We start from the raw sequence: 18672 nt of genomic DNA on the forward strand, positions 1-18672 counted from the left end.
GCCCGGCTGCGCGCTGCGCATGGCTTATGCAGAAGCTGCATGACCGCCAAGTACGCCGTGACTTAAGCTCGGTTGAGCAGGCAGGATCGGGCGCGGCGAAAGGGGCCGTGGCACAGATGACCGATGCGCACGACGAGGCAAGACGGCTCGGCGAGGTGCTCCGCCGAGCCCGCGTACTTGCCAAGCGGTCCCAGACGGACGTTGCTGCCGCGCTCGGCTATCACCAGTCGAAGGTCAGCCGACTCGAACAGGGGAAGGGCACCGAGGACTCCCAGGTGCTGCGTTCCATCGCACGGGAGTTGGGTATCCCCTTATCCTCCGTCGGCCTGGCCGACCTCCCCGATGCCAGCGACTCCCACGCCGAGACAGATGACATGCGTCGCCGCACCTTCCTCGCAACCAGCTTGGCCACGCTCGCAACGCCGCCTCCCTCGTCCCACGGCTACGGCGCGCTTGTGCACGCACTCCTCCCCGGGCCGTTCCCTCCGCTTGGGGACGAGCAGCAAGACCTCTCCCAACTTGGCAAGCGCGTCTCGGACGTGCGTCGGTTTCTCTACTCCTGCGACTACAGCGATCTGGAGCGGACCCTCCCCGCTCTGATCGCGGACCTTCGTTACGCCGCGACAGGTTCGGACGAGGCGACGGCTCTGCTGGCCACCGCCTACCAGACCTCCGCCAGCCTGCTTCTCAAGCTCGGGGACCAAGGCAACGCTTGGCTGGCGGTGGGCCGCGCCATGGCCGAGGCGGAACGCAGCGGTGACCCGGTCGTCCTGGCCTCCAGCGTCCGCGTCCACGCACACCTGCTCGCCCGCGAGAAGCACACGTCCCAGGCGATCACGCTGGTTCGGCATACCGCCGACCAGCTCACCGGCGCCTACGACCAGCGCTCCCCGCGCTACCTGGCCGCGCTCGGCCTGCTCCTGTTGCGCGGCGTCACCGCCGCGAGCAGTGCGGGCGACCGCTCGGCAACTCGTGACTTCCTCACGGAGGCCAAGGAGGTCTCTCGTTTCGTCACGCTCGACCACTCCGACGCCTGGGCCAACTTCAGCCCGACGAACGTCAGCCTCCACGGCGTCAGCGCCGCGGTGGCCTTCGGGGATGCCGGGCTCGCTCTGGAGGCCGCGCGCCCCCTCATGCGACGGCACATTCCTGCCCCCGAGCGAAGGGCTGCTCTCTGGGTCGAGACGGCCCGCGCTTATAGCCAGCAGGGCCGGCTCGACCAGGGGTACCAGGCGCTCCGCATCGCCGAGAGCTGCGCGGCGCAGGACGTTCGCCGCCCGGCCATCCGAGAGCTGGTCGCGGACATGGCCGCCCGCGACCGTCGCCGTACGCTGCCGGAACTGCACCTGTTCAGCCGTCAACTGGGAGTCCCCGCGTGAATGAGCAGCCCGACCAGCAGGCCAAGAAGCCCTTTCTTTACGTCGTCGTGGGCGGGGCGGGCATCGCCGGTGATGTTGGCCGGCTGATCGGTGCGGCCCAAGCAGCCGGTTGGGGCGTGGGCGTCGTCGCTACCCCGCAGGGCCTGAGCTTCATCGACGCGGAAGCGGTCGAGGCGCAGACCGGGTACCCGATTCGCTCGGCATGGCGCTCCCCCAGCGCTCCCCAGCCACTCCCGGCCCCGGACGCGATCGCCGTCGTCCCGGCCACCTTCAACACGATCAACAAGTGGGCGGCCGGAATCTCCGACACCCTCGCGCTCGGAATTCTCTGCGAGTCGTACGGCCTCGGCATCCCGACCGCCGCCCTGCCCTACGTGAACTCGGCCCAAGCCGCCCACCCCGCGTATGCCGAGAGCCTGCGGAAGCTGCGGGCAATGGGCATCCTCATCGGATCGTACGATCCCCATCGCCCAAAGGCGGGTGGCGGAGCGGAGCGCTTTCACTGGGAGGAAGCACTCGACCTGCTCACGCCCAGGGTGGCTGCCAAACAATAATTCCCATTAGCCGAACAGCAAAAAGCCCCGGGCGTTGATGGCCCGGGGCTTTCCAGTGGAGCGGGTGACGAGAATCGAACTCGCGCTCTGAGCTTGGGAAGCTCATGTTCTACCATTAAACTACACCCGCAGCGCGCGCCGATGATCGGCTATGCATGCTCGCACACTGTACCTCATGGCAGGGCCCCGGCGGATGCGCCGTGGGTCCTGTCGTCGTTTCGGGGGTTGGTCTCGGTGTGTCGTGGGGTGGTGGGCCGCGCGGGGTGACGAGGGTGCGGAGGGCGGGAGTTGGGGGCGTAGGTTGGGGCGGAGCGGCGTGTGGAGTGGGTCCTGTTCATCCCCTATTGTGTGGCTTTCTCGTTGAAGGCTGGCTGGGGAAGGGACTTGATGAAGCCGATGAAGTCGGTGGAAGCGATCGAGCGCACCGTCGTCCGTTGCGCGGAGGGGCACGTGTTCGCCACCTCGACGTTTCCGATGCAGCAGCTCGGGTCGGACCGGATCGGGCCCGGGCGGCTGATCCGGTGCCCGCGGTGCGCGCGGTTGAGGAGCTCCGTTCCGGTGGTGCCCGCGAAGCGGTAGTCGGCGGTAGCCAGGAGGAAGCCGGGGCAGCCCGAAGGAGCCGCGGCGGCCGAAAGCAGCCGGGCCGCCCAGGAGGAAGCCGAGGCAGCACGAAGCAGCCGCGCAGCCCGAAGCAGCCGCGCAGCCCGGAGGAGCCGGGCCGGCCAGGAGGAAGCCGGAAGCGAGCCGGGGCGGCTGGCGGTAGCCGGGACTGGCAGGGCGGTAGCCAGGGATAGCAGGGCGGCCGCCCGGGGCGGCGTGGGCCGTTGTCCGGCGTGGGGGCAGGGGTGCGGGTGCGGTCCGATTGGGGCGGGCTCGCGCCCCTGCGTATCCTCGGATCGTGCTTCTCTCTGACAAAGACCTCCGGAACGAGATCGACAACGGCCGGGTCCGTATCGACCCGTTCGATCCGTCGATGGTTCAGCCCTCGAGCATCGATGTGCGGCTGGACCGCTACTTCCGGGTGTTCGAGAACCACCGCTACCCCCACATCGACCCCGCCGTCGAGCAGCCCGACCTGACCCGGACGGTCGAGCCGGAGGGGGACGAGCCGTTCATCCTGCACCCCGGCGAGTTCGTGCTGGCGTCGACGTACGAGACCATCACGCTGCCGGACGACCTGGCCTCGCGCCTTGAGGGCAAGAGCTCGCTCGGGCGGCTCGGGCTGGTGACGCACTCCACCGCCGGGTTCATCGACCCCGGGTTCTCGGGTCACGTGACGCTGGAGCTGTCGAATCTGGCGACGCTGCCGATAAAGCTGTGGCCGGGGATGAAGATCGGCCAGCTGTGCATGTTCCGGCTGACCTCGCCCGCCGAGTTCCCCTACGGTTCGGAGCGGTACGGCTCCCGCTACCAGGGGCAGCGCGGTCCGACGGCCTCGCGTTCGTACATGAATTTCCACCGGACCCAGGTCTGACACGGGCCGTGCGGCGCGGGTCAGGGCACCGAACACGAGGGACGTGGAGGCTACAGGCATGGGCATGGCTGCCGAGGACCGGGAGAACCTGACCTACGAGGGGTTCGGGCTCGCCGTGCGCGAACTGGCCCAGGCGGTGGCCGACGACGGGTTCGAGCCCGACGTGGTGCTGAGCATCGCGCGGGGCGGGGTGTTCGTGGCCGGCGGTCTGGCGTACGCGCTGGACTGCAAGAACATCCACCTGGTGAACGTCGAGTTCTACACCGGTGTGGGCACCACCCTGGAGATGCCGGTCATGCTGGCGCCGGTCCCGAACGTCGTGGACTTCACGCGCAAGAAGGTCCTGATCGCCGACGACGTCGCCGACACCGGCAAGACGCTGAAGCTGGTCCGGGACTTCTGCCTGGACCACGTCGCCGAGGTGCGCAGCGCGGTGATCTACGAGAAGCCGCAGTCGCTCGTGAAGTGCGAGTACGTGTGGAAGAAGACCGACCGGTGGATCAACTTCCCGTGGAGCGTCGAGAAGCCCGTGGTGCGCCGTACGGGACAGGTTCTCGACTCCTGAGAGGCCGCCCGGCCCTCGGCCTTCACGGCGAAGCCCCGAAGCCCGGAAGGTCGGAAGCCCCGAAGGCCCGAAGCCCGGAAGGCCCGAAGCCCCGAAGCCCGGAAGCCCCGAAGGCCCGGACCGCTCCTCCCGTTCGATCGAGGAGGAAGGTCCGGGCCTTCGCGGTGAGGCATGAAGCTCGTACGCGGCGCGGGTCGTACGCGGCGGCTGCCGCTCAGATCGTGCCGAGCTTGAGGATGGAGAGCAGGCCGATCAGCTGGATCGCCGAGGCGCCCAGGGCCTTGGGCCAGGGCAGGTCGTGGGACTTGCTGACCATGGAGGTGAAGAGCGCTCCGGCGGCCAGCAGGGTGATCCATCCGATGATCTGGACGAAGGCGTTCTCGCCGCCCAGGAAGAGGGCGAAGAGCAGTCGGGGGGCGTCCGTGATCGACATGATCAGCATGGAGAGGCCCACGGTGGGCTGCCAGGCTCCGTCGCCGCCGAGCTGGCGGGCCAGGGTGTGGGTCACCACGCCGAGGACCAGGCCGCCGACGACGAAGCCGAGGCCGGTGAAGAGGACGTACGGGACGGCCGTCGAGATGGTGGCGTTGATCGCCTCCTCGCGGGCCTGGTCGAAGCCGAAGAGCGCCAGCAGCCCGTAGACGAAGGTGACGATCAGGGCGGGGCCCCAGACGGGGTAGTCCCGCATCTGCCAGAACGTCGCACCCGGCCGCAGCACGATCCCCGACAGCAGGTCCTTCCAGGCCAGGCGCGGGCCGGCCGGCTGGGCCGGGGTGGCTCCCGCCTGGTAGGTGCCGCCGTCGCTGTAGGGGTCCTCGCCGACGCTGAACGCCTGCGTGTGCCCGGGGTTGTTCGCGTACGGGTCCTGGCGCGGTGCCTCCTGGTACGGGTCGCCGAAGTACTCCGGCTCACCGTGCCCGCCCGGCTGCTGCTGCCCGCGCCCGTCGCTGCCGCGGGGCGCACCGGTGTAGCCGCCGCCGCTGCCGTACGGAGCCGCACGAGGCGCGCCGTACTGCGGCGGGGCGGGGGTGCCGCCTGCCTGCGGCCACTGCTGGGCGCCGTACGGGGGCTGTGGTGCCTGCCCTCCGTACGACTGCCGCTGCTGCGGATGCCGCGCTTGCTGCGGTTGTTGCGGGGTGCGGTTGTCCCGGCCGCGTCCGATCCTGAATCCAGCCACGAGATCGAACGTACCTGGTCCCCGGGGTGCCCAGTGGGGGGACGGGGGGAGCGGGGCGGCTTTGCGGCTGAGCTGTGACATCCCGTACGGGTTTCCGGGTGCGTCCCCGTACGGGTGAGGCCGTGCCCCGGTACGCGAGAAGCGGCCGGTCCTGCCCCCGAGGCAGGTCCGACCGCTTCTCACTGTGCGGGTGGTGCGGGTGGGGCAGGTGGTGCAGGTGGTGCGTTACGCGGCCGGTTCCGGCTCGGGCTCCGGCTGGGGCTCGGGTTCCGGCTCGGCGGGCTTCTTCACGGACTCCAGCAGGAGCTGCGAGACGTCGACGACCTGGATCGACTCCTTGGCCTTGCCGTCGTTCTTCTTGCCGTTGACCGAGTCGGTCAGCATGACGAGGCAGAACGGGCAGGCCGTCGAGACGATGTCCGGGTTGAGGGAGAGGGCCTCGTCGACGCGCTCGTTGTTGATGCGCTTGCCGATCCGCTCCTCCATCCACATCCGCGCGCCGCCGGCGCCGCAGCAGAAGCCACGCTCCTTGTGACGGTGCATCTCCTCGTTCCGCAGACCCGGAACGCTCTTGATGATCTCGCGCGGCGGTGTGTAGACCTTGTTGTGACGGCCCAGGTAGCAGGGGTCGTGATAGGTGATCAGGCCCTCGACCGGGGTCACCGGCACGAGCTTGCCCTCGTCCACCAGGTGCTGGAGCAGCTGGGTGTGGTGGATGACCTCGTACTCGCCGCCGAGCTGCGGGTACTCGTTGGCGATCGTGTTGAAGCAGTGCGGGCAGGTGGCGACGATCTTCTTCGTCGCCTTCGCCTTCTTGGTCGAGTCGTCCTCGTCATCTTCGCCGAACGCCATGTTCAGCATCGCGACGTTCTCCTGGCCGAGCTGCTGGAACAGCGGCTCGTTGCCGAGGCGGCGGGCGGAGTCACCGGTGCACTTCTCGTCGCCGCCCATGATCGCGAACTTCACGCCCGCGATGTGGAGCAGCTCGGCGAATGCCTTGGTGGTCTTCTTCGCCCGGTCCTCCAGGGCGCCGGCGCAGCCGACCCAGTAGAGGTAGTCGACCTCGGTGAGGTCCTCGACGTCCTTGCCGACGATCGGGACCTCGAAGTCGACCTCCTTGGTCCACTCGACGCGCTGCTTCTTGGCGAGCCCCCAGGGGTTGCCCTTCTTCTCCAGGTTCTTGAGCATCGTGCCCGCCTCGGACGGGAACGCGGACTCGATCATCACCTGGTAGCGGCGCATGTCGACGATGTGGTCGATGTGCTCGATGTCGACCGGGCACTGCTCGACGCAGGCGCCGCAGGTCGTGCAGGACCAGAGGACGTCCGGGTCGATGACGCCGTTCTCTTCCGCGGTGCCGATCAGGAGGCGCTCGGCCTCGGCGAGGGCGGCGGCCGGGACGTCCTTGAGCTGCTCCTCGGTGGCCTTCTCGTTGCCTTCTGCGTCCTTGCCGCCGCCGGCCAGCAGGTACGGCGCCTTGGCGTGCGCGTGGTCGCGCAGCGACATGATCAGGAGCTTCGGGGAGAGCGGCTTGCCGGTGTTCCAGGCGGGGCACTGCGACTGGCAGCGACCGCACTCGGTGCAGGTGGAGAAGTCGAGGATGCCCTTCCAGGAGAACTGCTCGACCTGGGAGACGCCGAAGACGTCGTCCTCGCCCGGGTCCTCGAAGTCGATCTCCTTGCCGCCGCTGGTCATCGGTTTGAGCTCGCCGAGCGCGACGGCGCCGTCCGCGTTCCGCTTGAACCAGATGTTCGGGAAGGCGAGGAAGCGGTGCCAGGCGACACCCATGTTGGTGTTCAGCCCGACGGTGATCGCCCAGCCCATGGTGACGCCGAGCTTGATCATCGCGGTGAGGTAGACGAGGTTCTGCAGCGTGCCCAGGCTCAGGCCCTTGAAGGCGGCGACCAGGGGGTACGAGGCGAAGTACGCGGCCTCGTAGCCGTCCACGTGGTGCAGCGCGCCCTCGAGTCCGCGCAGGGTCATGATCGCGAGGCCGATGAGGAGGATGACCGCCTCGACGAAGTACGCCTGGCCCATCTTGGAGCCCGCGAAGCGGGACTTGCGGCCCGGGCGGGACGGCAGGTTCAGCTGGCGGATCGCGATGAGGACGAGGATGCCCAGGGTCGTCGCGAGTGCGATGAACTCCGTGTAGACCTCGTACGGCAGCCAGCCGCCGAGGATCGGGAGCACCCAGTCGGCCTTGAACAGCTGTCCGTACGCCGTGACGATGGTCAGCCCCAGCGTCAGGAAGCCGACGGCGACGAACCAGTGCGCGACGCCGACGATGCCCCACCGGTTCATCCGGGTGTGGCCGACGAACTCCTTGGCCAGGGTGATCGTGCGGTTCTTGGGGTTGTCGGTGCGGCTGCCCGCGGGGACCGGCTGTCCGAGGCGGACGAACCGGTAGATCTGCGCGACGGCTCGGGAAATGAGCGCAACGCCGACCACGGTCAGCACCAGCGACACGATGATCGCGGCGAGTTGCATGTAAGGGCTCCTCGGGCCTGCGAGGGTGGGATTTTGACACTACTAAGCAGTAACTTAATCAGTCTGTGCTGACACTATCCACTTATTCCAGTGGGCTGTACCCGGGCGGGCGGTGATCTGTGTCGCTCAGGCTGCCCTTGGCCCCCCGGGCTCCTCCACGGTTCGTTCCGCAGGATGTTCTGCGGGAGATTCTGCGGGTCGCTCCGCGGACCGTTCCGCGCAGGGCCGCGCGCACAGGAGTGTGCACGGATTCGGTGAGAATTGCCAGGTCGAGCCTGATTCGCTGGGTTTGGGACCGGCTCAGGGCGAGGGTCTGGGCGTAGTGCAGATCGAGCAGCGCCGTCTCGTCCCAGGGCATCCCGGAGCGGGCGCGCACCTGTGCGAGCCCGGTCAGCCCGGGGCGCAGCTCCAGTCGCCAGCGGCGTGGCCCGGCGTCCAGGAGGCCGGGGTCGTCCGGTGCGAGCGGCGCCGGGCCGACGAGTGAGAGATCCCCGCGTACGACGTGCACCAGCCGGGAGAGCACGTCGAGCCGGAGCCGCCGGGTGCGCAGCGACCGCAGGACGAAGGTCCGTCCGCCGAGGCCGACCCGGGTGCGCCGGTCGATCACCCCTCCGGGGCCGTGCCAGGCGGCGAGGATGAGCGCGGCGGCCAGCAGTACGGGGGTCGCCAGGAGCAGCAGGGCCGAGCCGAGGGCCACGTCCAGCAGTCGTTTGGCCCCGCCGTCGGGGGGCAGGGGCGGTGCCGGTGGCCGTACGGGGTTCCGGGCCGGCGCCGGTACCCCGCCGGGTGGCGGGGCGGGCCTTCCGTGGGGCGCCTGGTGCAGGGGCCGGACCGGCCGGGCCGCCTGGAGTGACTGCCACCATGCGCCGCCGCTCTGTCTGTAGCGCCGCTGCCTCGCGTTCCGCATCGCGCCCGCCCGGGTTTCGGAGTTCGGTGGGTCCGGGGCCGGTGCGTTTTGACCGGCTCACGGCATTTTGTGACAGAACAATCCCACGGTGCGATGGTGGGACGGGGGGAGTGGCGCGCCCGTGTTCCGGATGCCTCGCGCACCTCGCGTGTCTCGCGGGCGTTCGGCCGGTGCTCCGCTCCGGTGACGGCCATCGGGCCGGACCGAGTGGTCGGCCGGGTGCCGACCGGGTGCGGGCCGTGTGGTGGAAGAGGTGCGTGAGGTGTGCGAGCGGACGGCCGGAGGTCTTTGTGCAGGGGGCCAGGGGGCTGCGCACCGCGCTGAGCTGCGCATTCATCGCCTGGCGTCGAGGTTCGGCACTTAAGTTGAGTCAACATGGCTCAGGTCTGTTGACTCTTTCGTAGGTGTGATGCATCCTTGAGTCAGATCCGCTCAAGTAATTCTTCAGGAGGAATCGAAATGGCACGTGCGGTCGGCATCGACCTGGGCACGACTAACTCCGTCGTCAGCGTTCTCGAAGGCGGCGAGCCCACCGTCATCACCAACGCCGAAGGCGCCAGGACCACGCCGTCCGTCGTCGCCTTCGCGAAGAACGGCGAGGTGCTCGTCGGCGAGGTGGCCAAGCGACAGGCCGTCACCAACGTCGACAGGACCATCCGCTCCGTCAAGCGCCACATGGGCACTGACTGGAAGATCGACCTCGACGGCAAGAGCTTCAACCCGCAGCAGATGAGCGCCTTCATCCTGCAGAAGCTCAAGCGTGACGCCGAGGCGTACCTGGGCGAGAAGGTGACCGACGCGGTCATCACCGTCCCGGCGTACTTCAACGACTCCGAGCGTCAGGCGACGAAGGAGGCCGGTGAGATCGCGGGCCTCAACGTCCTGCGCATCGTCAACGAGCCGACCGCCGCCGCGCTGGCGTACGGCCTCGACAAGGACGACCAGACGATCCTCGTCTTCGACCTCGGTGGCGGCACCTTCGACGTGTCGCTCCTGGAGATCGGTGACGGCGTCGTCGAGGTGAAGGCCACCAACGGTGACAACCACCTCGGTGGTGACGACTGGGACCAGCGCGTCGTCGACCACCTGGTGAAGGTGTTCGCCAACGGCCACGGCGTGGACCTGTCCAAGGACAAGATGGCTCTCCAGCGTCTCCGCGAGGCTGCGGAGAAGGCGAAGATCGAGCTCTCGTCCTCGACCGAGACCACGATCAACCTCCCCTACATCACGGCGTCCGCCGAGGGTCCGCTGCACCTGGACGAGAAGCTCACGCGCTCGCAGTTCCAGCAGCTGACCGCCGACCTGCTGGACCGGTGCAAGAGCCCGTTCCACAACGTCATCAAGGACGCGGGCATCGCGCTCTCCGAGATCGACCACGTCGTTCTCGTCGGTGGCTCGACCCGTATGCCGGCCGTCGCCGAGCTCGTCAAGGAGCTGACCGGTGGCCAGGACGCCAACAAGGGCGTGAACCCGGACGAGGTCGTCGCCATCGGCGCCTCGCTCCAGGCCGGTGTCCTGAAGGGTGAGGTCAAGGACGTCCTGCTCCTCGACGTCACCCCGCTGTCCCTCGGTATCGAGACCAAGGGCGGCATCATGACCAAGCTCATCGAGCGGAACACGACGATCCCGACCAAGCGGTCCGAGATCTTCACCACCGCCGAGGACAACCAGCCCTCCGTGCAGATCCAGGTCTACCAGGGCGAGCGCGAGATCGCGGCGTACAACAAGAAGCTCGGAATGTTCGAGCTGACGGGCCTGCCGCCGGCCCCGCGCGGCGTGCCGCAGATCGAGGTCACCTTCGACATCGACGCCAACGGCATCATGCACGTCGGAGCCAAGGACCTCGGCACCGGCAAGGAGCAGAAGATGACCGTCACCGGTGGCTCCTCGCTGCCGAAGGACGAGGTCAACCGGATGCGCGAAGAGGCCGAGCAGTACGCCGACGAGGACCACCGTCGCCGTGAGGCCGCCGAGACGCGCAACCAGGGCGAGCAGCTCGTCTACCAGACGGAGAAGTTCCTCAAGGACAACGAGGACAAGGTCCCCGGCGACGTCAAGACGGAGGTGGAGACCGCGCTCGGCGAGCTGAAGGAGAAGCTCAAGGGCGAGGACACCGCCGAGATCCGTACGGCCACCGAGAAGGTCGCGGCCGTCTCCCAGAAGCTGGGCCAGGCGATGTACGCCAACGCCCAGGCCGATGGTGCGGCCGCCGGTGAGCCCGGTGCCGAGCAGGCCCGTCCGGCCGACGACGACGTCGTTGACGCCGAGATCGTGGACGACGAGAAGGACAGCAAGGGCGGTGCGGTGTGACGGAGGAGACCCCGGGCTTCGAGGAGAAGCCCGACGTCCCTTCCGGCGCCACCTCCGACGACGCCGAGCCGACGGCCGCCTCCGAGGAGGCGGCCCCGGCCGGGGATGCTGACCAGACCGCAGGCCTGACCGCGCAGCTGGACCAGGTACGCACGGCGCTCTCCGAGCGCACGGCGGACCTCCAGCGCCTCCAGGCCGAGTACCAGAACTACCGCCGCCGCGTGGAGCGGGACCGGGTCACGGTCAAGGAGATCGCCTCGGCGAACCTCCTGACCGAGCTCCTCCCCGTCCTCGACGACGTCGGCCGGGCCCGCGAGCACGGCGAGCTCGTCGGCGGCTTCAAGTCGGTGGCCGACAACCTGGAGTCGATCGTCACCAAGCTGGGTCTCCAGCAGTTCGGCGAGGAGGGCGAGCCCTTCGACCCGACGATCCATGAAGCCCTGATGCACAGCTACGCACCGGATGTCACGGAGACGACCTGCGTGGCGATCCTGCAGCCGGGGTACCGCTTCGGCGAGCGCACCATCCGCCCCGCGCGGGTCGCCGTGGCGGAGCCGCAGCCGGGCGCCACGCCCGCGGCGGCGAAGGAAGAGAAGGTTGACGACGAGGAGAGCGGTGGCCCCGAGGAGGTCTGACATCACGTCGGACCACTCGGTCGCACACCGACCGGCCGGGCGGCCGGCCCCAGGGCCGGCCGCCAGGGCCTTGTCCAGTGACCGGTGCGGACCGGGGAGCGACGGTGTTCCCCGCGAGCCGGTCGATTCGTACGCGAGAGGCCGCCGGCCGATCGTCCGGAAGGAGGGACGTCGATGAGCACGAAGGACTTCGTCGAGAAGGACTACTACAAGGTCCTCGGCGTCCCGAAGGACGCCACCGACGCCGAGATCAAGAAGGCGTACCGGAAGCTCGCCCGCGAGTTCCACCCGGACGCCAACAAGGGCGACGCCAAGGCCGAGGAGCGCTTCAAGGAGATCTCCGAGGCGAACGACGTCCTCGGGGACGCCAAGCGGCGCAAGGAGTACGACGAGGCGCGCGCCCTCTTCGGCAACGGCGGGTTCCGGCCCGGTCCCGGTGCCGGAGGCGGGTTCCCCGGCGGCTTCGACCTGGGGGACCTCTTCGGAGGCACCCAGGGCGGCGCGGGCCAGGGCGCCGGCGGATTCGGCGGCGGGGGAGGTCTCGGCGACGTGTTCGGCGGGCTGTTCAACCGCGGCGGCGGTCCCGGCACCCGGGTGCAGCCGCGCCGGGGCCAGGACATCGAGACCGAGGTGACGCTCAGCTTCACCGAGGCCGTCGACGGGGCCACGGTCCCGCTGCGGATGTCCAGCCAGGCACCCTGCAAGGCGTGTTCGGGCACCGGCGACAAGAACGGCACCCCGCGGGTCTGCCCGACCTGCGTCGGTACGGGCCAGGTCTCGCGCGGCAGCGGTGGCGGGTTCTCGCTCACCGACCCGTGCGTGGACTGCAAGGGCCGCGGCCTGATCGCCGAGAACCCCTGTGAGGTCTGCAAGGGCAGCGGACGCGCCAAGTCCGCCCGCACCATGCAGGTCCGTATCCCGGCGGGCGTCTCCGACGGGCAGCGCATCAGGCTGCGCGGCAAGGGCGGCCAGGGCGAGCGCGGCGGTCCGGCCGGTGACCTCTACGTCGCTGTCCACGTGGACACGCACCCGGTCTTCGGCCGCAAGGGCGACAACCTCACCGTCACCGTGCCCGTCACCTTCCCGGAGGCGGCACTCGGCGGCGAGGTGAAGGTGCCCACCCTCGGTGGGCCCCCGGTCACCCTCAAGATCCCCGCGGGTACCCCGAACGGGCGTACGATGCGCGCCCGTGGCAAGGGTGCCGTACGCAAGGACGGAACCCGGGGCGACCTCCTCGTCACCGTGGAGGTCGCGGTGCCCACCGAGCTGGGCGACGAAGCCAGAGAAGCGCTGGAGGCCTACCGCAAGGCGACCGCGGTCCAGGACCCGCGGGCCGACCTGTTCCAGGCCGCGAAGGGAGCTTGAGATGGACGGCCGCCGACGTAACCCGTACGAACTGAACGACGAGACCCCGGTGTACGTGATTTCGATCGCGGCCCAGCTCTCGGGTCTGCACCCGCAGACACTCCGTCAGTACGACCGCCTCGGTCTGGTCTCCCCGGACCGCACGGCCGGCCGCGGACGGCGTTACTCGGCCCGTGACATCGAACTGCTCCGCAACGTCCAGCAGTTGTCCCAGGACGAAGGCATCAACCTGGCCGGCATCAAGCGCATCATCGAGCTGGAGAACCAGGTCGCGGCGCTCCAGCAACGCGTCGCCGAGCTGTCCACCGCGGTGGACGGGGCGGCCGTCGCCGTACGGCAGGCCGAGGCCCAGGTGCACGCCTCGTACCGGCGCGACCTCGTGCCGTACCAGGACGTGCAGCAGACCAGTGCGCTGGTCGTATGGCGGCCGAAGCGGCCGAGGGACTGACACCGGACGGGCGCGTGACGCCCGTCCCGCACATGGGCCCGCCTCCCGGTCGTACCGGTGGGCGGGCTCTGTCGCGTAGTGGGGGCGGCGGCGGGGCGCTGGCCGGCGGCCTCAGTCCTCGTTGAGGATTCCCGACTGGGCTATCAGGAAGCCGAGCTGCGCGCGGCTGCTGCTGCCGAGGGTGGCGGCGAGCTTGGCGATGTGCGCCCGGCAGGTCCGTACGTTCATGCCGAGCCGGCGCGCGATCGAGTCGTCCACGTGACCCTCCACGAGGAGGTGGGCGATGGAGCGCTGGACAGCGCTGATGCCGTCCGGCGTGGGCTCGTACCGGATCTCCTCCAGGAGCGGGGTGGCGCGGCTCCAGAACTTCTCGAAGACCGACGCCAGATAGGCGACCAGACCCGGGTGGCGCAGCTCCAGGGCGACCTGGCGGTCGTCCTGGGCCGGGATGAAGGCGACGGTACGGTCGAAGATGATGAGACGCTCGATGAGCTCCTCGGATGTCCTGATTTCGACGTTCGCGTCAGCGATGCGTTCCGCGTACGCGAGGGTGCTGGGGCTGTAGCGGACCGTGTGCTGGTACAACGTCCGCATGCGGACGCCGCGGTGGACGACGGAGAGGCCGCGCTCCAGGGCCTTCCCCAGCCGGTCCTCGTTCCGTCCGCCGCCGGGCTGGATGGTGAGGACCTCGGTGCGGCACTCCGCGGTGGCGATGTCCAGGGCGCCGTTGATCCGGGCCACGCCCTCCAGCACCGTGATGGCGTGGGTGGCCGGCGGTCCCTGCGCGCTGATGTCCATGAAGGGCTCGAAGGACTCGGCGAGGAGCAACGAGTGGCGTCTGCGCTCCTGTATCTCGCGCTCCAGAGGGTTCACGTGCTGGGCGAGCGCGGTGGAGGGAGGGACGGGGCGCAGCCAGTCCGGGTCGTCGGGGTCCGCGTGCAGCAGGGCGAACTCCATGAGGCACGGTGCTGGTTCGACCTCGTCGCGCGCGATCCGTCCGGAGCGGATTGCGCCCGAGTAGAGGCGTTTGCCTTCCTCGCACAGTTCGGTGATCCCGTGAGGATGTGTCGTTTTCGTGTCTCTTGTGATCATTTCTCCACCCCCCAGGTTCCTGAACATGCAAGAACATGATGCATCGACTCTGTGGTGTTCACGGGGTCGCGTGAGACATCGTCTTAGGAGCGGGGGAGAGGAATCCACAAGTGAGGACGAAGCCGACTATGGATAAGCGAATGCTTCGCTCGGTGCTTGCCGCCTCGTTCGTCGCAGCCTTGGGTTTTGGGCTGGTGGGCGCGGGCGACATCGGCTGGGACAGTGAGGCGGCTGCTGTCCCGGGGGACATTGGCTGGAACAGCGAGGCTACGGCGACGCCCGGTGACATCGGCTGGGACTCGCTGAACACGACGCAGGGTGACATCGGCTGGGACCTGCTCGGTGCGGTCCGGGCCGACATCGGCTGGGACTCGCTGAACAAGACCCGGGGTGACATCGGCTGGGCCGTGCAGGCATCGGCGACCCGTGACATCGGCTGGGACTTGCTGAACAAGACGCAGGGTGACATCGGCTGGGACTCGCTGAACAAGGTTCAGAGTGACATCGGCTGGGACTCGCTTCCGGCCTCCGCAAGCGCATGACCACCCCGCCGGACGACCGGATCTTCCGGCGCGAGATGGCTTCGGCCTATCGCTCGGGGTGGCACTTCGTCGACCTGCTCACCGCTCTGCCGGGCCCGGGTGACTCGTTGATGGTCACCCTGCTCGGTGAGCCCGTGGTCGTCGTGATGGAGGAGGGCGAGGAGATTCGCGCCTACCGCTGTCTGCGCAGGCCACGTGGCGCCCCACAGCCCGTGCGCTGCGCGGTGAGGTACGGCATGATCTTCGTCAATCTGGACCAGCGCGACCACGAACTGTTCGACCCCGAGACCATCTCAGCCACCCCCCGAAGCGCCTGAGCGATCCCCCGAACCACCACATCGCTCAAGCGCATCCCCCACACAGCGGCGCCACCGTGACCTGACACGGTGGCGCCGCTGTGCTTGTGCCGGGCGCGACACGCGGTGGGGGCGCGCCCCTCAGGCCCGGCCGAGGGCCCGGTCCAGGGCGATCTCGATGACGACCCGCGTCGGGTTGACCCTCGGCTCCCGCCCGTAGCGCTCGGTGTGGCGGCGTTCGGCGTCCTCGACGACCTCCCGCTCCGTACGGATCGTCGCGCGGCCCTCCAGCGTCGCCCAGCGGGCGCGGTGCATCTGGCAGACCGCGACCCGTGCCCCCTCCGGACCCGCCGCCCGGACGTGGGCCACCTTCCGGCTGCCGCCGTCGGTGATGATGCGGGCCAGCCCCGCCCCGGGGTCGTACGTCACGCAGACGGGCACCACGTGCGGGGTGCCGTCCGGGCGGAGGGTGGTCAGCGTGCAGAGGTGGTACTCGCGCCAGAAGGCGAGGTACTCGGGGCTTGGTTTGCGTACGTCGAGGGCCATGGGCGAAAGCGTAGGAGGTGCTCCCGCGACACCCTGGGTGCAGGTGCGGAGTCTCGCGGGTGCGGAGCCCCGTGCGCTCGAATACCAGCCTTGAGTGGAATAGACTCAACTTTGTGCACGTTGATCGAATCATGGGCCAGGTTCCGAGCCTGGGTAGGACGCGATCGTCGAGGAGGAGACAGCGCACGTGGACGCCGAGCTGACCAACAAGAGCAGGGACGCCCTCACCGCGGCCACCAGCAGGGCGGTGAAGGACGGACACCCCGATCTGACCCCCGCACACCTGCTGCTCGCGCTGCTCGCGGGTGAAGACAACGAGAACATCATCGATCTCTTGGCCGCCGTGGAGGCGGACCAGGCCATGGTGCGCACGGAGACCGAGCGGCTGCTCGGCGCGCTGCCGAGCGTCACCGGTTCCACCGTGGCACCGCCGCAGCCCAACCGCGAGTTGCTCGCCGTCGTCAGCGACGCCGCGCAGCGCGCCAAGGACCTCGGCGACGAATACGTCTCCACCGAGCACCTGCTGATCGCGGTCGCCGAGAAGGGCGGCCGGGTCGGTGAGATCCTCGGTGCCCAGGGGGCCGGTGCGAAGAAGCTGCTGGCCGCGTTCGAGAAGAGCAGGGGAGGGCGACGGGTGACCACACCCGACCCGGAGGGTCAGTACAAGGCCCTGGAGAAGTTCGGTACGGACTTCACGGCGGCGGCCCGCGAGGGCAAGCTCGACCCGGTCATCGGCCGGGACCAGGAAATCCGCCGCGTCGTACAGGTGCTCTCGCGCCGTACGAAGAACAACCCGGTCCTCATCGGTGAGCCCGGCGTCGGCAAGACCGCCGTCGTCGAGGGGCTCGCCCAGCGCATCGTCAAGGGCGACGTGCCCGAGTCGCTGCGCGACAAGCGCCTCGTCTCCCTGGACCTCGGGGCGATGGTCGCGGGCGCGAAGTACCGGGGCGAGTTCGAGGAGCGGCTGAAGACCGTCCTCTCCGAGATCAAGGAGAGCGACGGCAAGGTCATCACCTTCATCGACGAGCTGCACACCGTCGTCGGCGCCGGAGCCGGCGGGGACTCCGCCATGGACGCGGGCAACATGCTCAAGCCCATGCTGGCCCGCGGCGAACTGCGGATGGTCGGCGCGACCACGCTCGACGAGTACCGCGAGCGGATCGAGAAGGACCCCGCCCTGGAACGCCGCTTCCAGCAGGTCCTGGTCGCCGAGCCCAGCGTCGAGGACACCATCGCGATCCTGCGCGGGCTCAAGGGGCGGTACGAGGCGCACCACAAGGTCTCCATCGCGGACGCCGCGCTGGTGGCCGCCGCGACCCTCTCCGACCGTTACATCACCTCCCGCTTCCTCCCGGACAAGGCGATCGACCTCGTGGACGAGGCCGCCTCCCGGCTGCGCATGGAGATCGACTCCTCGCCCGTCGAGATCGACGAACTGCAACGCGCCGTGGACCGCCTCCACATGGAGGAGCTGGCGCTGAAGAACGAGACCGACACCGCCTCCCGGCAGCGGCTGGAGAAGCTCCGTCGTGACCTCGCCGACAAGGAGGAGGAGTTGCGCGGCCTCACCGCCCGCTGGGAGAAGGAGAAGCAGGGCCTCAACCGGGTCGGTGAGCTGAAGGAGCGCCTCGACGATCTGCGCGGCCAGGCCGAACGCGCCCAGCGGGACGGCGACTTCGACACCGCGTCCAAGCTCCTCTACGGCGAGATCCCCGGCCTGGAGCGCGAGTTGGAGGAGGCGACCGAGGCCGAGCAGGTGGCGGCCGAGACGCCCAAGGAGACCCTGGTCAAGGACGAGGTCGGCTCCGACGACATCGCCGACGTGGTCGGCGCCTGGACGGGCATCCCGGCCGGACGCCTGCTGGAGGGCGAGACGCAGAAGCTGCTGCGGATGGAGGACGAGCTCGGCAGGCGGCTGATCGGCCAGAGCGAGGCCGTCCGCGCGGTCTCGGACGCGGTACGCCGCACCCGGGCCGGCATCGCCGACCCGGACCGGCCGACCGGCTCGTTCCTCTTCCTCGGCCCCACCGGCGTCGGCAAGACGGAGCTGGCCAAGGCGCTCGCGGACTTCCTCTTCGACGACGAACGGGCCATGGTCCGCGTCGACATGAGCGAGTACAGCGAGAAGCACAGCGTCGCCCGGCTCGTCGGTGCCCCGCCCGGTTACGTCGGCTACGAGGAGGGCGGCCAGCTCACGGAGGCGGTCCGCCGCCGCCCGTACAGCGTCGTCCTGCTCGACGAGGTGGAGAAGGCTCATCCGGAGGTCTTCGACATCCTGCTCCAGGTGCTGGACGACGGCCGGCTCACGGACGGCCAGGGCCGGACGGTGGACTTCCGCAACACCATCCTGATCCTCACCTCCAACCTCGGCAGCCAGTTCCTGGTGGACCCGCTGCTGAAGCCCGAGGCGAAGAAGGAGCGGGTGCTGGAGGTCGTACGGGCCTCGTTCAAGCCGGAGTTCCTGAACCGGCTGGACGACCTGGTCGTCTTCTCCGCGCTGACCGGCGACGAACTCGCCCACATCGCGGGGCTCCAGATCGAACGCCTCGCCAAGCGGCTCGCCGACCGGCAGCTCACCCTCGACGTCACGCCGGCCGCGCTGGCCTGGCTCGCCGAGAAGGGCAACGACCCGGCGTACGGTGCCCGGCCGCTGCGCCGCCTCATCCAGACGGCGATCGGTGACCAGCTCGCCCGGGAGATCCTCGCGGGCGAGATCACGGACGGCGACACCGTACGCGTGGACGTGTTCGGGAACGGCCCGGACGGTGGTGCGGCCGGTGAGGGCACGGCCGGTGAGGGTGGGCTGATCGTGGGCGCGGCGCGCTGATGCGGCGCGGTCACACTGCGCGGTGACACGGGCGGGAGCCAGAACCTGCCCGGCAGCCCGCAGAGGAC

The 18672-nt window shown here is 69.3% G+C and carries 16 protein-coding genes and 1 tRNA gene; 11 read left to right on the top strand and 6 right to left on the bottom strand.

The genetic code is table 11. The annotated features are described in order from the left end of the window. The first annotated feature begins 116 nt into the window (after window positions 1-116). Together ACFYPN_RS17650 and ACFYPN_RS17655 are read left to right on the top strand one after the other, a co-directional pair. A complete protein-coding gene (locus ACFYPN_RS17650) occupies window positions 117-1379 on the top strand; it encodes a helix-turn-helix domain-containing protein (RefSeq protein WP_389299162.1) in 1263 nt (420 codons plus the stop codon). After that, window positions 1376-1933, top strand: coding sequence for a flavoprotein (locus tag ACFYPN_RS17655; protein ID WP_389299165.1), 558 nt, complete (start codon window positions 1376-1378; stop codon window positions 1931-1933). Before ACFYPN_RS17650 ends, ACFYPN_RS17655 begins: the two co-directional genes overlap by 4 nt. A 56-nt stretch (window positions 1934-1989) precedes the next feature. On the opposite strand, the gene ACFYPN_RS17660 is transcribed toward ACFYPN_RS17655, so the two are convergent. After that, window positions 1990-2063 (bottom strand) — tRNA-Gly (locus ACFYPN_RS17660). 768 nt (window positions 2064-2831) lie between these two features. Here ACFYPN_RS17660 and dcd point away from each other — a divergent pair. Both dcd and ACFYPN_RS17670 read left to right on the top strand, forming a co-directional pair. Further along, window positions 2832-3407, top strand: coding sequence for a dCTP deaminase (dcd, locus tag ACFYPN_RS17665; RefSeq protein WP_358764775.1), 576 nt, complete (start codon window positions 2832-2834; stop codon window positions 3405-3407). A 64-nt stretch (window positions 3408-3471) separates the two neighbouring features. Then, window positions 3472-3972 (top strand): phosphoribosyltransferase, encoded by a 501-nt coding sequence (locus tag ACFYPN_RS17670; protein WP_358764801.1) that lies wholly within the window; start codon window positions 3472-3474, stop codon window positions 3970-3972. A gap of 214 nt (window positions 3973-4186) precedes the next feature. Here ACFYPN_RS17670 and ACFYPN_RS17675 read toward each other — a convergent pair whose 3' ends face one another. The 3 genes from ACFYPN_RS17675 to ACFYPN_RS17685 form a co-directional block, all read right to left on the bottom strand. Then, window positions 4187-5149: a YIP1 family protein gene (locus ACFYPN_RS17675; RefSeq protein WP_358764773.1), complete on the bottom strand. Its 963-nt coding sequence runs from the start codon at window positions 5147-5149 to the stop codon at window positions 4187-4189. Window positions 5150-5374: 225 nt separating this feature from the next. Further along, the gene (locus tag ACFYPN_RS17680; protein ID WP_358764771.1) at window positions 5375-7636 is read right to left on the bottom strand and encodes a (Fe-S)-binding protein; all 2262 of its coding nucleotides are present in this window, start codon (window positions 7634-7636) and stop codon (window positions 5375-5377) included. A gap of 82 nt (window positions 7637-7718) precedes the next feature. Further along, on the bottom strand, window positions 7719-8333 hold the full coding sequence (locus ACFYPN_RS17685; RefSeq protein WP_358764769.1) for a sugar transferase: 615 nt from the start codon (window positions 8331-8333) through the stop codon (window positions 7719-7721). Between the two features lie 669 nt (window positions 8334-9002). Between ACFYPN_RS17685 and dnaK the strand changes: the two genes are divergently transcribed. From dnaK to ACFYPN_RS17705, 4 genes are all read left to right on the top strand, one after another. Next, window positions 9003-10853 carry a molecular chaperone DnaK gene (gene dnaK, locus ACFYPN_RS17690; RefSeq protein ID WP_275492969.1) on the top strand — a complete coding sequence of 617 codons (1851 nt, stop codon included), beginning with the start codon at window positions 9003-9005 and terminating at the stop codon, window positions 10851-10853. Then, complete coding sequence (grpE, locus tag ACFYPN_RS17695; protein ID WP_358764767.1) at window positions 10850-11488, top strand: nucleotide exchange factor GrpE; 639 nt, start codon at window positions 10850-10852, stop codon at window positions 11486-11488. The genes dnaK and grpE overlap by 4 nt, the downstream gene beginning before the upstream one ends. A 174-nt stretch (window positions 11489-11662) precedes the next feature. After that, window positions 11663-12853, top strand: coding sequence for a molecular chaperone DnaJ (gene dnaJ, locus ACFYPN_RS17700; protein WP_358764765.1), 1191 nt, complete (start codon window positions 11663-11665; stop codon window positions 12851-12853). A gap of 1 nt (window position 12854) precedes the next feature. Beyond that, complete coding sequence (locus ACFYPN_RS17705) at window positions 12855-13301, top strand: heat shock protein transcriptional repressor HspR (protein ID WP_358764763.1); 447 nt, start codon at window positions 12855-12857, stop codon at window positions 13299-13301. Window positions 13302-13412: 111 nt separating this feature from the next. On the opposite strand, the gene ACFYPN_RS17710 is transcribed toward ACFYPN_RS17705, so the two are convergent. Beyond that, on the bottom strand, window positions 13413-14393 hold the full coding sequence (locus ACFYPN_RS17710; protein ID WP_358764761.1) for a helix-turn-helix transcriptional regulator: 981 nt from the start codon (window positions 14391-14393) through the stop codon (window positions 13413-13415). A 140-nt stretch (window positions 14394-14533) separates the two neighbouring features. Between ACFYPN_RS17710 and ACFYPN_RS17715 the strand changes: the two genes are divergently transcribed. Further along, window positions 14534-14935 carry a hypothetical protein gene (locus ACFYPN_RS17715; RefSeq protein ID WP_358764759.1) on the top strand — a complete coding sequence of 134 codons (402 nt, stop codon included), beginning with the start codon at window positions 14534-14536 and terminating at the stop codon, window positions 14933-14935. Then, window positions 14932-15252 (top strand): (2Fe-2S)-binding protein, encoded by a 321-nt coding sequence (locus ACFYPN_RS17720; protein ID WP_275492963.1) that lies wholly within the window; start codon window positions 14932-14934, stop codon window positions 15250-15252. Before ACFYPN_RS17715 ends, ACFYPN_RS17720 begins: the two co-directional genes overlap by 4 nt. 120 nt (window positions 15253-15372) lie before the next feature. On the opposite strand, the gene ACFYPN_RS17725 is transcribed toward ACFYPN_RS17720, so the two are convergent. Continuing rightward, entirely contained in the window at window positions 15373-15777 is a 405-nt protein-coding gene (locus ACFYPN_RS17725; RefSeq protein ID WP_358764757.1) for a TIGR03618 family F420-dependent PPOX class oxidoreductase, read from the bottom strand. 187 nt (window positions 15778-15964) lie between these two features. Here ACFYPN_RS17725 and clpB point away from each other — a divergent pair, with 187 nt between their 5' ends. After that, a complete protein-coding gene (clpB, locus tag ACFYPN_RS17730; RefSeq protein WP_358764756.1) occupies window positions 15965-18604 on the top strand; it encodes an ATP-dependent chaperone ClpB in 2640 nt (879 codons plus the stop codon). Window positions 18605-18672 lie beyond the last annotated feature (68 nt).

It is taken from the genome of Streptomyces sp. NPDC005576 (assembly GCF_042871745.1).
GTDB lineage: Bacteria > Actinomycetota > Actinomycetes > Streptomycetales > Streptomycetaceae > Streptomyces.